The organism is Pseudomonas sp. ok266 (assembly GCF_900110195.1).
In the GTDB taxonomy this organism is placed as follows: Bacteria; Pseudomonadota; Gammaproteobacteria; order Pseudomonadales; family Pseudomonadaceae; genus Aquipseudomonas; species Aquipseudomonas neuropathica.
In genome coordinates this window covers 40,657-57,644 of the sequence record NZ_FOCU01000007.1, presented here as the reverse complement: position 1 = coordinate 57,644, position 16,988 = coordinate 40,657, and the positions used below count along the sequence as shown (strand labels likewise).

General features: G+C 59.6%; 13 protein-coding genes. 6 read left to right on the top strand and 7 right to left on the bottom strand.

The features are described 5' to 3' along the window. Positions 1–8 precede the first annotated feature (8 nt). The gene (locus tag BMY54_RS14270; RefSeq protein WP_093433708.1) at positions 9–542 is read right to left on the bottom strand and encodes a copper-resistant cuproprotein CopI; all 534 of its coding nucleotides are present in this window, start codon (positions 540–542) and stop codon (positions 9–11) included. A 164-nt stretch (positions 543–706) separates the two neighbouring features. Between BMY54_RS14270 and BMY54_RS14265 the strand changes: the two genes are divergently transcribed. Next, a complete protein-coding gene (locus tag BMY54_RS14265; RefSeq protein ID WP_093433705.1) occupies positions 707–1,387 on the top strand; it encodes a heavy metal response regulator transcription factor in 681 nt (226 codons plus the stop codon). After that, on the top strand, positions 1,387–2,736 hold the full coding sequence (locus BMY54_RS14260; protein WP_093433703.1) for a heavy metal sensor histidine kinase: 1,350 nt from the start codon (positions 1,387–1,389) through the stop codon (positions 2,734–2,736). The genes BMY54_RS14265 and BMY54_RS14260 overlap by 1 nt, the downstream gene beginning before the upstream one ends. Before the next feature lie 108 nt (positions 2,737–2,844). Here BMY54_RS14260 and BMY54_RS14255 read toward each other — a convergent pair whose 3' ends face one another. The 3 genes from BMY54_RS14255 to BMY54_RS14245 form a co-directional block, all read right to left on the bottom strand. Further along, positions 2,845–4,089 (bottom strand): lipoprotein-releasing ABC transporter permease subunit, encoded by a 1,245-nt coding sequence (locus BMY54_RS14255; RefSeq protein ID WP_093433700.1) that lies wholly within the window; start codon positions 4,087–4,089, stop codon positions 2,845–2,847. Between the two features lie 63 nt (positions 4,090–4,152). Further along, positions 4,153–4,851 carry a lipoprotein-releasing ABC transporter ATP-binding protein LolD gene (gene lolD / locus BMY54_RS14250; RefSeq protein ID WP_007910506.1) on the bottom strand — a complete coding sequence of 233 codons (699 nt, stop codon included), beginning with the start codon at positions 4,849–4,851 and terminating at the stop codon, positions 4,153–4,155. Next, a complete protein-coding gene (locus tag BMY54_RS14245) occupies positions 4,844–6,094 on the bottom strand; it encodes a lipoprotein-releasing ABC transporter permease subunit (protein WP_034156426.1) in 1,251 nt (416 codons plus the stop codon). The genes lolD and BMY54_RS14245 overlap by 8 nt, the downstream gene beginning before the upstream one ends. Positions 6,095–6,188: 94 nt before the next feature. Here BMY54_RS14245 and BMY54_RS14240 point away from each other — a divergent pair, with 94 nt between their 5' ends. Further along, complete coding sequence (locus tag BMY54_RS14240) at positions 6,189–6,770, top strand: PilZ domain-containing protein (protein WP_007910502.1); 582 nt, start codon at positions 6,189–6,191, stop codon at positions 6,768–6,770. Between the two features lie 14 nt (positions 6,771–6,784). After that, positions 6,785–7,507 carry a glycerophosphodiester phosphodiesterase gene (locus BMY54_RS14235; protein WP_007910500.1) on the top strand — a complete coding sequence of 241 codons (723 nt, stop codon included), beginning with the start codon at positions 6,785–6,787 and terminating at the stop codon, positions 7,505–7,507. Between the two features lie 42 nt (positions 7,508–7,549). Here the strand turns inward: BMY54_RS14235 and sthA are convergent, their stop codons facing one another. Together sthA and BMY54_RS14225 are read right to left on the bottom strand one after the other, a co-directional pair. Further along, positions 7,550–8,944: a Si-specific NAD(P)(+) transhydrogenase gene (gene sthA / locus BMY54_RS14230; RefSeq protein ID WP_064117858.1), complete on the bottom strand. Its 1,395-nt coding sequence runs from the start codon at positions 8,942–8,944 to the stop codon at positions 7,550–7,552. 197 nt (positions 8,945–9,141) lie between these two features. Further along, entirely contained in the window at positions 9,142–10,125 is a 984-nt protein-coding gene (locus tag BMY54_RS14225; protein WP_175559609.1) for an FAD:protein FMN transferase, read from the bottom strand. Positions 10,126–10,248: 123 nt separating this feature from the next. Between BMY54_RS14225 and BMY54_RS14220 the strand changes: the two genes are divergently transcribed. Then, a complete protein-coding gene (locus BMY54_RS14220) occupies positions 10,249–11,550 on the top strand; it encodes an MFS transporter (RefSeq protein WP_093433694.1) in 1,302 nt (433 codons plus the stop codon). A gap of 170 nt (positions 11,551–11,720) precedes the next feature. Here BMY54_RS14220 and BMY54_RS14215 read toward each other — a convergent pair whose 3' ends face one another. Then, on the bottom strand, positions 11,721–13,184 hold the full coding sequence (locus tag BMY54_RS14215; protein ID WP_093433692.1) for a glyceraldehyde-3-phosphate dehydrogenase: 1,464 nt from the start codon (positions 13,182–13,184) through the stop codon (positions 11,721–11,723). 354 nt (positions 13,185–13,538) lie between these two features. Here BMY54_RS14215 and mfd point away from each other — a divergent pair, with 354 nt between their 5' ends. After that, positions 13,539–16,988, top strand: a complete 3,450-nt coding sequence (mfd, locus tag BMY54_RS14210) for a transcription-repair coupling factor (RefSeq protein WP_093433689.1) — start codon at positions 13,539–13,541, stop codon at positions 16,986–16,988.

The following is a 16,988-nucleotide window of genomic DNA, read 5'->3' as shown; positions in this document are numbered from 1 at the left end:
TTGAGTGCTTACTGACTGACCGTCAGTTTGCCGACCATGCCCGCCTGATAATGCCCGGGAATATTGCAGGCGAATTCCAGGCTCGTGGCCTTGCTGAAGGTCCAGGTCAGCTCGGCAGTTTTGCCCGGCTCGACCAACACGCTATTGGGGTCATCGTGCTTCATGCCGTGGCCCATCGCTGCGTGATCCATGCCAGCCATATCGTGGGACATTTCCTTCATACCGGTAGGCGTAAGCATGCCGCTTTGCTGCATTTGCAACATTTCCTGCTGGTGTTTGGCGTGCATCGCTGCGTCACCGAGGTTGAATTCGTGCAACAACTGGCCTTTATTCACCAGCACAAAACGAACGGTCTCACCGGCCTTGATCTGAATCGCCTTGGGGTCGAACGACATGTCGTTCAACACCACTTCAATGCTACGCGTGGCGTTGGCGGCAGCTGCTGGCTGGCCAAAATCGTAGGTGTGAGCTGGCGCGGCCCACACTGGCGAACTCAGCGCCAACAGACAGGCAGCCAACGTCAGGGATTGGCGTAAAAACATGGTCGTTCTCCAACAAGATAAGGTTCAGCCTGTGGGAAACTTTAGCCGGCCTGCGCTGGCATCTACCTGACAGGCAGATTACAACTTTGTCAGGTTGGCGCCTGTCGCCTGCTCTCAAGGTATAAAGCTTTCGTTTCTACACCCCGAACAAAACCGAGTTGCCCATGAAACTGTTGATCGTCGAAGACCAAGCGAAAACCGGCCAATACCTGCGCCAGGGCCTGACCGAGGCCGGGTTCAATACGGAGCTGGTGGCCGATGGCAACAGCGGTCAGCAACTGGCACTGAGCGGTGATTTTGCGCTGCTGATCCTCGACGTGATGCTGCCGGGCCGCAACGGCTGGCAGATTCTGCAAGCGGTGCGCAGCGCCGGGCTGGATACGCCGGTACTTTTTCTGACGGCCAAAGACGCCGTGGAAGACAGGGTGCATGGCCTGGAACTGGGCGCCGACGACTATCTGGTCAAACCGTTCGCCTTCTCCGAACTGCTGGCGCGGGTGCGCAGCCTGTTGCGTCGCGGCAGTGCTACACCGCAAGAAACCAGCCTGCAATTGGCCGATCTGCGTCTGGACCTGATTCGCCGTCGGGTCGAACGCAGTGGCCAACGCATTGATCTCACCGCCAAGGAATTCGCGCTATTGGAAATGCTTCTGCGTCGTCAGGGTGAGGTGCTGCCGAAATCGCTGATCGCCTCACAGGTCTGGGACATGAATTTCGACAGCGACACCAATGTCATCGAAGTGGCGATCCGCCGTTTGCGTCTGAAAATCGACGATGAATTCCCCAACAAACTGATCCACACCGTGCGCGGCATGGGTTACGTGCTCGAAGAGCGTGGCGCCTGATGCGTCGTTTGTCTCTGAGTTCACGCCTGGCCTTGTTGTTTGCCGCCTGCACCGCGGTGGTTTCGCTGTTCGCCGGGGTGTTGTTCAACCGTGCCAGCGAAGCGCACTTCATCGAACTCGACCAGCAACAACTGGACGGCAAGCTGATCGGCCTGCGTCGCGCCTTGCAGGATCTTCAACCTGGCCAACGTGAAGCACGGCTGGCGGATGAGTTGAGTCGTCAAGCCGATCTGTCGCTGCGCATCACTGGCGGCGACGGCCAACGCTGGTACGACAGTTCGACGCTAATCCCCAAGGATTTACCGCAACAATCCGGCCTGTCGACTGTTAGCAACGACGGCACAGATTACCGCGTGCTCAACGCCCCGCTCTACCCGGACAAAGCCGATTCACCGCAATTGTCCTTGTTGCTCGACATCACCCATCACCAACACTTCCTGCAACGCATGCAGCACCTGATCTGGCTGACGGTCGGTCTCTCGGCGCTGGCCACTGCCTTGCTCGGCGCCTGGGCGGCCCGCAGCGGCTTGCGTCCGTTGCGGCGCATGAGCACCGTTGCCCGTGGGATTTCCGCACAATCGCTGAATGCCCGACTGCCGGAAGCGCAAATGCCGCCCGAGCTTGCGGAAATGGCCCACAGCTTCAACGCCATGCTCGCACGCCTCGACGACTCGTTTCAGCGGCTCTCGGCGTTTTCCGCCGACATCGCCCATGAACTGCGCACACCGCTGTCGAACCTGCTGACCCACACCCAGGTCACCCTCACCCGCCCCCGGCCGATCGAGGATTACCGCGAAGCGCTGCACAGCAACCTCGAAGAGCTGCAATGGATGGCGCAACTGGTCAACGACATGTTGTACCTGGCCAAAGCGGACCACGGCTTGCTGATGCCCAAGCGTGAACCGCTGGAACTGGCGGATGAAACTGATGTGCTACTAGAGTTTTTTGCGCCGCTGGCGGAGGACGCCGGGGTCAAGCTGACGCGCGAGGGCAATGCGCGGATCGAAGGTGATCGCAGCATGTTACGCCGGGCGCTGTCGAATTTGCTGGATAACGCACTGCGGTTTACCCCGGCTGAGGGCTATGTGAGCTTGCGGATCGTTGAGCTACCGAACGCTGTGCGCGTTTCAATAGAAAACAGCGGCGAGGGGATTTCTGCGGAGCTGCTGCCACGCTTGTTCGACCGGTTTTATCGGGCCGATCCGGCGCGGCAGGAAGGCAGCAGTGAGCATGCGGGATTGGGGCTGGCGATTACTCAGTCGATCGTCCGCGCCCATGGTGGGCAGATTCATTGCGAATCTGAAGCAGGATGGACGCGGTTTGTGATTGAGTTGCCCAAGGGAGATTGAGGCCAGCAGTTCCGGCCCCTTCGCGAGCAAGCTCGCTCCCACATTGGATTTGCGTCGTTCACAAATCCCCTGTGGGAGCGAGCCTGCTCGCGAAAGCGGCCTGTCTGCTTACGAATATCTCAGGGCGTGAGCCGGCTCGATCTTCGCCGCCCGCCAGGCCGGATACACCGTAGCCAGAAAGCTCAGAATAAAGCCCGCCGAGCAGATCAACAGCACGTCCCCACCCTGCAATTCCGACGGCAAATTGCTGACGAAATACACATCCGAACTGAAGATGTGCTGCCCGCTGACTCGCTCGATCCAGCCCACGATCTGACTGACATTCAGCGCGGCGATCACGCCCAACACGCCGCCAATGATCGTGCCGACAATACCGATCACCGTGCCTTGCACCATGAAGATCGCCATGATCTGCCGTGGCGTGGCGCCGATGGTACGCAAAATAGCGATGTCCGCGCCTTTGTCGTTCACCACCATGATCAGCGTTGCGATGATGTTGAACGCCGCCACCGCGACGATCATCAGCAACAGCAGGCCGATCATGGTTTTTTCCATTTTCATCGCGCTGAACAGGCTGCCCTGGGTGTGAGTCCAGTCATCAGCCTTGAACTCGGCGCCCAAGCCGGCGGCGATGTCCGAAGAGACTTTCGGCGCGGCGTAGAGGTCTTTCACCGCCAGACGCACGCTCTGCACCTGATTCGGCTGCCAATGCTGCATGGTCGCGGCGTCAGCCACATGGATCAGGCCCATCGAGCCATCCAGTTCGGCGCCAACCTTGAACACGCCAACAACGTTCAAACGCTGCATGCGCGGGGTGATGCCACCCGGCGCAGTGCTGACTTCCGGGACGATCAGGGTGATCTTGTCGCCAACATTGAGACGGAAACGGCGGGCGGTGATTTCGCCAATCACCACGCCGAACTCGCCGGGCTTCAAGGCATCCAGACGGCCCTGCACAATGTGCTGGGCAACAATCGACACCTTGCCTTCCTGCGCAGGATCGACGCCGCTGATCTGGATCGGCTGCATCAAGCCCTTGTAGGAGAGCATGCCTTCCATCTCAGTGAACGGCACGGCGGCAGTCACTTCAGGATTTTTCATCGCGGCGGCGGCCACCGGCTGCCAGTCATCGATCGGCTTGACGCCAACGATGGTCGCGTGGGGCACCATGCCGAGGATGCGCGAGCTCATTTCGCGCTGGAAGCCATTCATCACCGACAACACCACGATCATCGCCAGCACGCCGAGGGCGAGGCCGATCATCGAGGTCATCGAAATGAACGAAACAAAGCGATTGCGGCGCTTGGCGCGGGTATAGCGCGTGCCGATAAAGATCGATAACGGTCTGAACATTCGCTGGGGCACCGTATAAAAATAAAAGACCCGACGCCTTTACAGACGTCGGGTTTCAGCCAGTCAGATAGGCGTGAGGCAACCTTCTTGCAGGTGCAGTACGCGATCCATCTGGCGGGCCAGGTTCATGTCGTGGGTCACCACCAGGAACGCCGTGCGCATGGAGGTGCTGAGTTCCAGCATCAAATCCTGAATGCCTTGGGCGGTGTGGGAGTCGAGGTTGCCGGTTGGCTCGTCGAGCATCACCAGGCCCGGCTTGTTCACCAAGGCGCGGGCGATGGCCACACGCTGACGTTCACCGCCGGACAGTTCCGCCGGTTTGTGCTCCAGGCGATGACCGAGGCCGACGCGCTCCAGCAACGCCGTGGCGCGCTGACGCGCTTCCGGGATCGGCGTCTTGCCGATCAGCAGCGGCATGCAGACGTTTTCCAGTGCGGTGAATTCCGGCAGCAAGTGGTGGAACTGGTAAACGAAACCGAGCGCACGGTTACGCAGCAGGCCACGCTTCTTCTCGCTCAGCGCCGACAGTTCTTCACCGTCGAGCCAGACGCTGCCCTTGGTCGGCGTATCGAGGCCGCCGAGCAGGTTGAGCAAGGTACTTTTGCCCGAACCCGAGGTGCCGACGATCGCGACGCGCTCGCCCGGGTGTAACTCCAGTTGCAGGCCGGCCAGTACTTCTACCGATTCCGGGCCTTCCTCGTAAGATTTGCCCAGGTTGCGGCAGCTCAGGATTGCTTGTTCACTCATGCCCGACTCACTCATAACGTAGCGCCTCCGCCGGCTGGGTGCGCGCGGCACGCCAGGCGGGATACAGGGTGGCGAGGAAACTCAGGACCAACGCAGCGGCGCAGACCATGACCACATCCTGGCTCTGCACCTGCGACGGAAGATAATCAATGAAATACACGTCAGCATTAAGGAATTTGTGGCCGATCAGGCCTTCCAGTGCCGAGATCGCGGCGCTGACATTAAGCGCGGCGAAAATACCCACCACCGCGCCAATCGCCGTGCCGACCACACCGATCACCGTGCCCTGCACCATGAACGTGCGCATGATCGTGCCCGGCGTCGCGCCCAACGTGCGCAGAATGGCGATGTCGCCCTTCTTGTCGTTGACCACCATCACCAGCGTGGAAATGATGTTGAACGCAGCGACGGCAACGATCAGCAACAACAGCAGGCCGATCATGGCTTTTTCCATACGGATCGCCTGATACAGATTGCCGTGGGTGCGGGTCCAGTCGCGGGCGTAGTAATGGTCTTCGCCAAGCTGCTGGGCGATGTTCCATGCCACACGCGGCGCCTGGAACAGGTCGTCGAACTTCAGGCGAATGCCCTGCACCTGATCCGGTTTCCAGCGGTGCATCTTCGCCAGATCCTGCAGGTTGGTCACGCCCAGATAGCCATCGAGTTCGCCAGCGCCGACATGGAAAATGCCGACCACGGTGAAGCGCTTCATGCGCGGGAACATCCCGGCCGGGGTCACGCTGACCTCCGGCGCGACAAAGGTGACCTTGTCACCGATGCCGACGCCGAGCTTGGTCGCAGCCTTGTCGCCGATGACGATGCCGAAACTGCCCGGCGTCAGATCGTCGAGTTTGCCCTGTTTCATGAAGTTGTCGATGATCGACACATTGCGCTCGAGCGCAGGGTCGATGGCGTTGAGCAACACCTTGGACACCTGACCGTTATTGGTCAGCAGGCCCTGCATCTGCGTAAACGGCGCAACCGCCGTCACCTGCGGGTTCTGCTTGACCTGGGTGGCCAGGCTTTGCCAATCGTTGATCGGTTCAGTGGATTCAATGGTCGCGTGGGGCACCATGCCCAGCACACGGGTGCGCATCTCATGATCGAAGCCGTTCATCACCGACAACACGACGATCATCACGACCACGCCAAGGGCGAGCCCGATCATCGAAGTCAGGGAAATGAATGACACAAAATGATTGCGACGCTTTGCACGGGTATAACGCGTGCCGATAAATACGAAGAGAGGTCTGAACATGTCGGGGCTTGTTCGGAGGGAAAAGGAACGTCCTTGTGGCGGGGGTCGATAACCAGCTTTACACTCAGACCACCGCCGCTACCATGGGTTCGCCATGTCGACATTAGATGAAGAAGATCGCCGCGAATACTACCGTATCGAGGACACGATCGCACTGGAAATTCGGCCCCTGTCTGCTCCCGAAGCTGCAGGCCAGGAAGTGTTGCAGGATGCTTCCCCACTGTTCAACCTGCTCAGCGAACTGCACCTGAGTGAATTCGAGTCGCAACACCTGTTGCGGCAGATCAGCGAGCGCGACCGGGCCATTGCCGCGTTCCTGAAATCCCAGAACAAGCGCATCGACCTGCTCAGCCAGGTGGTCGCCCTGACCGTGCTCGGCCATATCGGCGAGCCGCAACCGGTGATCATCTCCGAGGGCGGAATCGACTTTCAGCACCCGACACCGATTGCCACCGGCGCTCACCTGTCAGTGAAACTGGTGCTGATGCCGCAAGCGCTGGGCCTGTTGCTGCGTGCCCGCGTCACCCATTGCGACCGCAAGGGCGAAGGTTATGACATCGGTACCGAGTTCGAACACCTGACCGATGCCCAGCGCCAGTTGCTCGCCCGCTATATCTTGCAGAAGCAGGCCCAGGAACGACGTCTGGCCCGCGAACAGAACGAATCAGGCATTTAATTTAAGGAAGCACCGTGACCCTCATCTACGGCCACCGCGGCGCCAAGGGCGAAGCACCGGAAAACACCCTGAGCAGCTTTCAGGAATGTCTCAAGCACGGCGTGCGCCGTTGCGAACTCGATCTGCACCTGTCCAAGGACGGCGAGTTGATGGTCATCCACGACCCGACCCTCAAACGCACTACGGAGCGGCGCGGCAAAGTCGTCGAACACACCGCCGCCGAGCTGGTGACCTACGACGCGCGCAAGGGTGGCCCGGGCTGGATCAAGCCGTGCCCGATTCCGACCCTGGAAGAGTTGTTCGAGAAGTGTGATTTCGAGCATTGGCAACTGGAGGTCAAAAGCGCTTCACGTACTCGCGCCGCAACCACGGTGCTGGCGATTCGTGAAATGGCGCAACGGCATGGCCTGCTCGACAAGGTGACGATCACCTCGAGTTCGCGGGAAGTGCTGAAAGCGGCGCTGGATCTGGTGCCGGATGTGTCACGCGGATTGGTCGCCGAATACGCCTGGCTCGACCCATTGAAAGTCGCGGCCAGCTATGGCTGTGAGATTCTCGCGTTGAACTGGACGTTGTGTACGCCGGAACGCCTGCAGAAGGCGCAGCGTCAGGGGCTGCATGTGTCGGTGTGGACCGTCAACGAGCCTGCGCTGATGCGCAGACTCGCCGACTTCGGCGTTGACAGCCTGATTACAGACTTTCCCGGTTTGGCCACTGCCACCCTCGAGAATTGCTGAAATCGGTCTCCCCGGCCGGCTCAGGCCACCGGCCGGAGCCCGTCAAAAAAGCCGGTTGAGGCCATCGTACGCCGCTACCCGATAGGCTTCGGCCATGGTCGGGTAGTTGAACGTGGTGTTGACGAAGTACTTCAGGGTGTTCAGCTCGCCCGGCTGGCTCATGATCGCCTGGCCGATGTGAACGATCTCCGACGCCTGATAACCGAAGCAGTGAACGCCCAGCACTTCCAGGGTTTCACGGTGGAACAGGATCTTCAGCATGCCTTGCGGCTCGCCGGCGATCTGCGCACGCGCCATGCTCTTGAAGAACGCCTTGCCGACTTCGTACGGCACTTTGGCCTGGGTCAGTTCCTGTTCGTTCTTGCCGATCGAGCTGATCTCCGGAATGGTGTAAATGCCGGTCGGCACGTCATTCACAAAGCGCCAGCTACCGTTATCGACGATGCTGCCAGCAGCCGAACGACCCTGGTCGTGGGCGGCACTGGCCAGGCTCGGCCAGCCGATCACGTCACCGGCACCGTAGATGTTCGGTACGCAGGTGCGGTAAGCCTCGTCGACCTCGATCTGGCCACGGCTATTGACCTTGACGCCGATGTTTTCCAGGCCCAACTGGTCGGTGTTTCCGGTCCGGCCGTTGCACCAGAGCAAGGCATCGGCCTTGATCTTCTTGCCGGACTTGAGGTGCAGGATCACGCCGTTGTCGACGCCTTCAACGCGATCGTAATCTTCGTTGTGGCGCACGGTGATGTTGTTGTTGCTGAAGTGATAGCTCAACGCCTGGGAGATTTCCGAGTCGAGGAAGCTCAGCAACTGACCACGGTTATCGACCAGTTCAACCAACACACCCAGACCGCTGAAGATCGATGCGTATTCGCAACCGATCACGCCGGCGCCGTAAACGATCAGTTTGCGCGGGGTGTGGCCGAGGCTGAGGATGGTGTCGCTATCGTAGATACGCGGGTGGTGGAAATCGATGTCCGCCGGGCGATACGGGCGCGAACCGGTGGCGATGATGATGTGCTTGGCCACCAGTTTCTCGACCACGCCGTTGGCGCAGACCACTTCGATGGTTTGCTCATCGGCGAAGCTGCCGGTGCCGAAGAACACGTCGACGCGGTTACGGGCGTAGTAGCCGGTGCGTGAAGCGACTTGTTTGGAAATGACTTTCTCGGCGCTTTTCAACACGTCCGGGAAGGAGAACCAGCGTGGTTCGCCGATCGCCCGGAACATCGGGTTAGTGTTGAACTGCATGATCTGCCGCACCGAGTGACGCAGTGCCTTGGACGGGATGGTGCCGAGGTGGGTGCAGTTGCCGCCGACCTGACGACGGCTGTCGACCATCGCGACCTTGCGCCCTGCTTTGGCGGCGTTCATTGCCGCGCCTTCTCCCGCCGGGCCGGAACCCAGCACCACCACGTCGTAGTTGTAGACAGCCATGCGTACTCCTCAGAACAGGCCGCGGTGCCAGCAGCACCGGCGGCTAAATCACGCCGAACGGCGGCGCGAAGGAACAATTGGGGGTCAATCAAGAACCCGGACACAGTCTATAGAAGCGTCAACGCCGCGCACATTAACCCTTGGTCGCGTCGTAGGCTACTTTTGCCTGCACTACAACGCCAGCTTTCGTATTGTTCTCAGTCAGTTTTCTTGCCAGTGAGGCGCTCGAAAGCCGTATTGGTACGAACGACAAAACCTGTATCGGCACGAATCACAAAGAATGCACCAATGTCATGTTTTTCCGCATAGTCCCACGCCCTTTCCGGGCCAAGAATCAGCAACAGCGTCGATAGGCCATCGGCCATCAGCGCTGAAGGATGAATCACCGTGACGGACGCCAGGTCGTGTAGGACCGGTGCGCCGGTGCGCGCATCAAAGGTGTGGGAATAACGCCGGCCGTTCTGCAGGAAATAGTTGCGGTAGTCGCCGGAGGTGGAAACGCCGTAGCCGTCGACATCGATAATGCGCTCGGTCACCTGTTGATCGTCACGAGGCTCTTCCAGCGCGATGCGCCACGATGAGCCGTCAAGCTTTCGCCCCTTTGCCTTTAGCTCACCCGTGGCTTCAGCGAGGTAATCGTGGATGCCCATGGCATCGAGCCGTGCCGCGATGGTGTCGACGGCATAACCGGCGGCGATGCTGTTGAAATCGACCTCGACGGCGGCGTCCTTGCACAACTGATCGCCATTGATGCGCAAGTGCTGATAACCGACACGCGACATCACCTCGGCGAGTGCGGCGGCGCCAGGGACTTTCTCTTCGCGCCCCTGCGGGCCGAACCCCCAGAGATTCATCAGCGGTTCGACAGTCAGGTCGTAGGAGCCTTCGCTTTGCGCTGACAGCTGTTCGCCCGTGCGGACCAGTTCAAGTACCGCTGCAGGCATTTTCTGACAGCTGTTGGCGGGCAAAGCATTGAAGCGCTCGATGTCCGAATCGTTGCGATAGGTGGATAGCTGCCGATCGACTTCGCCGAGGATCCCCTCCACTTCACCGCGAACTTGCTTCGGCTCGGGCAAGCCGGCGCGGCGCACATACTTGATTGAATACGTGCTGCCCATGGTCGGCCCACCAAAGCCTTCCATGGAGTCGCCATTGCCGCAGCCAGCCAATAAGCCAGCCATAATCACAAGCCCCAGCAACCGTCCAGTGAACAATTATTCATCTCTCCGTAAAACCGCGACGGCCATTATGAATTAAAGGATCTGCAACATCTTTATACAAAATCCAATAGTGAGTACCTGAACATGTCCTCCACCACGGGCAAAGGCAAAGCGATTTTTCGCGTTGTCAGCGGCAACTTCCTCGAAATGTTCGATTTCATGGTCTACGGCTTTTACGCCACAGCCATTGCCAAGACCTTCTTCCCCACCGACAGCGCCTTCGCTTCGCTGATGCTTTCACTGGCAACCTTTGGTGCCGGCTTCCTGATGCGACCGCTCGGGGCGATTTTCCTCGGCGCCTATATCGACCGCCATGGCCGTCGCCAAGGGCTGATCATCACGCTGGCGTTGATGGCTGCCGGTACGGTGCTGATTGCCTGTGTGCCAGGCTACGCGACCCTCGGCGTTGCCGCGCCACTGATCGTGCTGTTCGGTCGCTTGCTGCAAGGCTTTTCCGCTGGCGTAGAACTGGGCGGTGTATCTGTCTATCTGGCAGAGATCGCCACCCCGGGCCGCAAGGGCTTCTTTGTCAGTTGGCAATCCGCCAGTCAGCAAGCAGCAGTGGTTTTCGCCGGCCTGCTCGGGGTCGGCCTCAATCACTGGCTGAGCCCGGAACAAATGGGCGACTGGGGCTGGCGCGTGCCGTTCCTGATCGGCTGCATGATTGTGCCGGTAATCTTCGTCATTCGCCGCTCGCTGGAGGAGACGCCGGAGTTCCAGGCCAGAAAACACCGCCCTACCCTGCGGGAAATCGTCCGCTCGATCGGTCAGAACTTCGGCATCGTCATCGCCGGCATGGCGCTGGTGGTGATGACCACGGTTTCTTTTTACCTGATCACCGCCTACACCCCGACGTTCGGCAAGGCTGAGCTGCACCTGTCGGATTTCGACGCGTTGCTGGTGACGGTGTGCATCGGCCTGTCGAACTTCTTCTGGTTGCCGGTGATGGGCTCGGTGTCTGACAAGATCGGCCGTAAACCCTTACTGCTGGCGGCGACGATTCTGGCGATCCTGACCGCCTACCCGGCGCTGTCGTGGCTCGTGGCGAACCCGAGCTTCAGCCATTTGCTGATTGTCGAGTTGTGGCTGTCGTTCCTCTACGGTTCGTACAACGGCGCGATGGTGGTGGCGCTGACCGAGATCATGCCGGTGGAGGTGCGCACGACCGGTTTCTCGCTGGCTTACAGCCTGGCAACCGCGACGTTCGGCGGGTTTACCCCGGCGGCGTGTACGTATCTGATTCATGTGCTGGATAACAAGGCTGCGCCGGGGATCTGGCTCAGTGGTGCGGCGGTATTGGGATTGATTGCAACGCTGGTGTTGTTCCGCGGCAATAAGCATGAACTGCGCACCGCGCAAGCGGCCATACCCGGCGGCACTCGATAGAACGCTTTCGCGAGCAAGCTCGCTCCCACAGGGGATTTTCTGAGCGACACAGATCCAGTGTGGGAGCGAGCTTGCTCGCGAAGAGGCCGGTACTGACAACACAGCTATAAAAGGCACACAAACAAAAACGCCCCGACCAAAGTCGGGGCGTTTTCATTTGCAACGAGTGCTTAGCGCGGGAACGCTGGCGGGTTTACACCGGCCATGTCTTCCATCACGCGAACCACCTGGCAGCTGTAGCCGAACTCGTTGTCGTACCAGACGTACAGAACAACGCGGTTGTCCTGAACGATGGTCGCTTCAGCGTCGACCACACCGGCGTGGCGCGAGCCCACGAAGTCAGTCGAAACCACTTCCTGCGAGTTGACGAAGTCGATTTGCTTGTGCAGATCGGAGTGCAGCGCCATGTAGCGCAGGTACTCGTTCATCTCTTCACGGGTAGCGGCTTTCTCAAGGTTGAGGTTGAGAATGGCCATCGACACGTTTGGCGTCGGAACGCGGATCGCGTTACCGGTCAGCTTGCCGGCCAGCTCAGGCAGGGCCTTGGCAGCAGCGGTGGCAGCACCGGTCTCGGTGATCACCATGTTCAGCGCGGCGCTACGGCCACGGCGATCGCCCTTGTGGAAGTTGTCGATCAGGTTCTGGTCGTTGGTGTACGAGTGAACGGTTTCGACGTGACCGTTGATGATGCCGAACTTGTCATTCACAGCTTTCAGCACCGGCACGATGGCGTTGGTGGTGCAGGAAGCGGCGGACACGATCTTGTCGTCAGCGGTGATTTCGTTGTGGTTGATGCCGTGAACGATGTTCTTCAGCTTGCCTTTGCCAGGCGCGGTCAGAACAACGCGGGCGACACCCGGGCATTGCAGGTGCTGGCCCAGACCATCGGCGTCACGCCATACACCGGTGTTGTCCACCAGCAGCGCATCTTTGATGCCGTACTGGGTGTAATCCACCTCGGTCGGGTTCTTCGCGTAGATCACCTGGATCAGGTTACCGTTGGCGGTGATGGTGTTGTTTTCTTCGTCGATGGTAATGGTGCCGTTGAACGAACCATGGACCGAATCGCGACGCAGCAGGCTGGCGCGCTTGGTCAGGTCGTTGTCGGCGCCTTTGCGCACGACGATGGCACGCAGACGCAGACCGTCGCCACCACCGGTTTTCTCGATCAGGATGCGCGCCAGCAAACGGCCGATACGACCGAAGCCGTACAGCACAACGTCGGTGCCTTTACGTGCGGAAGCGTTTTGCTGGCCAACCACGTCAGCCATTTCTTCACGAACGAATTGCTCGGCGCTGCGGCCATTGCCTTCGTTACGGAATTTGAACGCCAACTTGCCCAGATCTACCGAAGCCGCGCCGAGCTTGAGCTCGCTCATGGCCTTGAGCAGTGGGAATGTTTCGTGGACGGAGAGTTCGCTGTCGTCGGAAGAACGGTGGCGCGCAAAGCGGTGAGCTTTGAGAATCGCGATGACAGACTGGTTGATCAGGCTGCGGCCATAGATCGAGCTCACCACGTTGTTATTGCGGTAGAGCTGACCGATAAGCGGAATCATCGCTTCTGCGAGTGCTTCACGGTCGATCCATTCACCAAGACACTGGTCGGGCTTCTGAGTCACGGTAACCTTCCACATGTAGGGGCAGAAAAAAGGGGCTACATTATGCCGCCGACAACCTCATTCAGCAATGCGCGCTTGTCGCGAAATCGGTAACAAAATCCCGTTCAAAAAAATTACGCCTCGCGCCAGCCCAGTAAAACCGGGGCTTTCAGCGCAGTCAATTTTTCGACGACTGTTAGACGATGTCTGTAACCCTCCGTAACACCAGCCACTTTCGGCACTACATAATCGCTAAAAAACCGCTGGTTTTTATGGTTACCACTACATTTCGCGCAAACATCGAAGATAGACGTAGTCTGCAACTGACAGGCGGCACCGGACGCCGCTACAATTACCGACTTTGTCGCAAAGCCTGGAGCTCAACCTTCCGTGCCCGTTCTGCGTCTACCGCTACTCCCTGCCGAGGCAGGTAAACAGCATTGGGGCAATCTGCCCGGTGCTGCCCTCAGTCTCGCGATTGCCGAGGCTGCCAGCGCTGCCAAGCGCTTCACCCTGCTACTGACCGCCGACAGCCAGAGTGCTGAACGACTGGAACAGGAGCTGAGTTTCTTCGCCCCGGATTTGCCCGTGCTGCATTTCCCTGACTGGGAAACTCTGCCGTACGACCTGTTCTCGCCGCACCAGGACATCATTTCCCAGCGCATTGCCAGCTTATATAGGCTGCCAGAGCTGGCGCATGGCGTGCTGGTGGTGCCGATCACCACAGCGTTGCACCGGTTGGCGCCGACCAAATTCCTGCTCGGCAGCAGCCTGGTGCTGGACGTCGGCCAGAAGCTCGATGTTGAACAGATGCGTGCGCGACTCGAAGCCAGTGGCTATCGCTACGTCGACACGGTTTATGAGCACGGCGAGTTCACCGTTCGCGGCGCACTGATCGATCTATTCCCGATGGGCAGCAAACTGCCCTATCGCATCGACCTGTTCGACGACGAAATCGAAACCCTGCGTACCTTCGACCCGGAAAACCAGCGCTCCATCGACAAGGTCGATTCGGTCAAGCTGCTGCCGGCCCGTGAGTTTCCGCTGCAGAAAGACGCAGTCACCCGCTTCAAGGCGCGTTTCCGCGAGCGTTTCGACGTCGACTTCCGTCGCTGCCCGATCTTTCAGGATCTGAGCAGCGGCATCACCCCGGCCGGGATCGAGTATTACCTGCCGCTGTTTTTTGACGAAACCTCGACACTGTTCGATTACCTGCCGCAAGACACGCAAGTGTTCTCGCTGCCCGGCATCGAACAAGCTGCGGAGAATTTCTGGAACGACGTGCGCAATCGTTACGAAGAGCGCCGCGTTGATCCATCGCGTCCTTTATTGCCGCCGGCAGAATTGTTCCTGCCGGTGGAAGACTGTTTCGCCCGTTTGAAGAGCTGGCCACGTGTGGTCGCCAGTCAACAAGACGTGGAAACCGGCGTCGGCCGCGAGCGCTTCCCCGCGCAAGCACTGCCGAATCTGGCAATCGAGGCCAAAGCCACGCAACCGCTGGCGGCGCTGTCGGCGTTCCTCGATGAGTTCCCCGGTCGCGTGCTGTTCACCGCCGAATCAGCGGGCCGTCGTGAAGTCCTGCTGGAGTTGCTTGAGCGCCTGAAGCTGCGACCGAAAAATGTCGACAGCTGGCCTGATTTCGTCGCGAGCAAGGATCGTCTGGCGATCACCATTGCCCCGCTCGACGAAGGCCTGATGCTGGATGAGCCGGCGCTGGCACTCGTCGCGGAAAGTCCGCTGTTCGGCCAACGCGTTATGCAACGTCGTCGTCGCGAGAAACGCAGTGACGTCAGCAATGACGCGGTGATCAAGAACCTCACCGAGCTGCGCGAAGGCGCGCCGGTGGTGCACATCGATCACGGTGTCGGCCGCTATCTGGGCCTGACGATTCTGGAGATCGACAATCAGGCCGCCGAATTCCTCACCCTCGAATACGCCGAGAACGCCAAGCTTTACGTGCCCGTAGCCAACCTGCACTTGATCGCGCGTTACACCGGCAGCGACGATGCGCTGGCCCCGCTGCACCGCCTCGGCTCGGAAACCTGGCAGAAGGCCAAGCGCAAAGCCGCCGAACAGGTGCGCGATGTTGCCGCTGAACTGCTCGATATTTACGCCCGTCGCGCCGCTCGCGAGGGTTACGCATTTGCCGACCCGAAAGCCGATTATGCGACGTTCAGCGCCGGGTTCCCGTTCGAAGAAACCCCTGACCAGCAATCGACCATCGAAGCCGTGCGCGAAGACATGCTCGCGCCGAAACCAATGGATCGCCTGGTCTGCGGCGACGTCGGTTTCGGCAAGACCGAAGTGGCCATGCGTGCGGCATTCATCGCCGTGCACGGCGGTCGTCAGGTGGCGATTCTGGTGCCGACCACCCTGCTCGCCCAGCAGCACTACAACAGCTTCCGCGACCGCTTCGCCGACTGGCCCGTGACAGTAGAAGTAATGAGCCGCTTCAAATCGGCCAAGGAAGTGAACGCGGCGATCGCCGATCTGGCTGAAGGCAAAATCGACATCGTCATTGGCACGCACAAACTGCTGTCCGACGATGTGAAAATCAAAAACCTCGGGCTGGTGATCATCGACGAAGAACACCGTTTCGGTGTCCGTCAGAAAGAACAGCTCAAGGCCCTGCGCAGCGAAGTCGACATTCTTACCCTGACCGCCACGCCGATTCCGCGCACGCTGAACATGGCGGTGTCGGGCATGCGCGACCTGTCGATCATCGCTACGCCGCCAGCGCGACGCCTGTCGGTGCGCACTTTCGTCATGGAGCAGAACAAGAGCACGGTCAAAGAGGCCCTGCTCCGCGAACTGCTGCGCGGCGGTCAGGTGTACTACCTGCACAACGATGTGAAAACCATCGAGAAGTGCGCCGCCGATCTCGCCGAACTGGTGCCGGAAGCCCGCATCGGCATCGGTCACGGACAGATGCGCGAGCGCGAACTCGAACAGGTGATGAGCGACTTCTATCACAAGCGCTTCAACGTGCTGATCGCCTCGACCATCATCGAGACCGGCATCGACGTGCCGAGCGCCAACACCATCATCATCGAGCGCGCCGACAAGTTCGGCCTGGCACAACTGCACCAGTTGCGTGGTCGTGTCGGCCGTAGTCACCACCAGGCTTACGCCTACCTGCTGACGCCGCCGCGCCAGCAAATTACCTCGGATGCGGAAAAGCGTCTGGAAGCGATCGCCAACACTCAGGATCTCGGTGCCGGTTTCGTCCTGGCGACCAATGACCTGGAAATCCGTGGCGCCGGCGAACTGCTCGGCGATGGCCAGAGCGGGCAGATTCAGGCCGTGGGCTTCACGCTGTATATGGAGATGCTCGAACGCGCGGTGAAATCGATCCGTAAGGGCGAACAACCGAACCTCGATCAGCCGCTGGGCGGTGGCCCGGAAGTCAACTTGCGAGTGCCGGCGCTGATTCCGGAAGACTACCTGCCGGATGTTCACGCGCGTCTGATTCTGTACAAACGCATCGCTTCGGCCACCGACGAGGAAGGCCTCAAGGATCTGCAAGTCGAGATGATCGACCGTTTCGGCTTGTTGCCGGAACCGACGAAGAATCTGGTGCGCATCACGGCGTTGAAATTGCAGGCTGAGCAACTGGGTATCAAGAAGGTCGATGGCGGGCCGCAAGGTGGGCGCATCGAGTTCGAAGCGCAGACGCCGGTCGACCCGATGACGCTGATCAAGCTGATCCAGAGCCAGCCAAAACGCTACAAATTCGAAGGCGCGACGATGTTCAAATTCCAGGTACCGATGGAACGTCCGGAAGAGCGCTTTAATACTGTAGAGGCGCTGTTTGAGCGCCTCCTCCCGAAATCTGTTTGA

Bases quoted from the DNA above. Each gene is read 5' to 3' on its own strand.
- BMY54_RS14270 (WP_093433708.1), bottom strand. From the start codon at position 542: ATGTTTTTACGCCAATCCCTGACGTTGGCTGCCTGTCTGTTGGCGCTG.
- BMY54_RS14265 (WP_093433705.1), top strand. From the start codon at position 707: ATGAAACTGTTGATCGTCGAAGACCAAGCGAAAACCGGCCAATACCTG.
- BMY54_RS14260 (WP_093433703.1), top strand. From the start codon at position 1,387: ATGCGTCGTTTGTCTCTGAGTTCACGCCTGGCCTTGTTGTTTGCCGCC.
- BMY54_RS14255 (WP_093433700.1), bottom strand. From the start codon at position 4,089: ATGTTCAGACCGTTATCGATCTTTATCGGCACGCGCTATACCCGCGCC.
- lolD (WP_007910506.1), bottom strand. From the start codon at position 4,851: ATGAGTGAGTCGGGCATGAGTGAACAAGCAATCCTGAGCTGCCGCAAC.
- BMY54_RS14245 (WP_034156426.1), bottom strand. From the start codon at position 6,094: ATGTTCAGACCTCTCTTCGTATTTATCGGCACGCGTTATACCCGTGCA.
- BMY54_RS14240 (WP_007910502.1), top strand. From the start codon at position 6,189: ATGTCGACATTAGATGAAGAAGATCGCCGCGAATACTACCGTATCGAG.
- sthA (WP_064117858.1), bottom strand. From the start codon at position 8,944: ATGGCTGTCTACAACTACGACGTGGTGGTGCTGGGTTCCGGCCCGGCG.
- BMY54_RS14225 (WP_175559609.1), bottom strand. From the start codon at position 10,125: ATGGCTGGCTTATTGGCTGGCTGCGGCAATGGCGACTCCATGGAAGGC.
- BMY54_RS14220 (WP_093433694.1), top strand. From the start codon at position 10,249: ATGTCCTCCACCACGGGCAAAGGCAAAGCGATTTTTCGCGTTGTCAGC.
- BMY54_RS14215 (WP_093433692.1), bottom strand. From the start codon at position 13,184: ATGTGGAAGGTTACCGTGACTCAGAAGCCCGACCAGTGTCTTGGTGAA.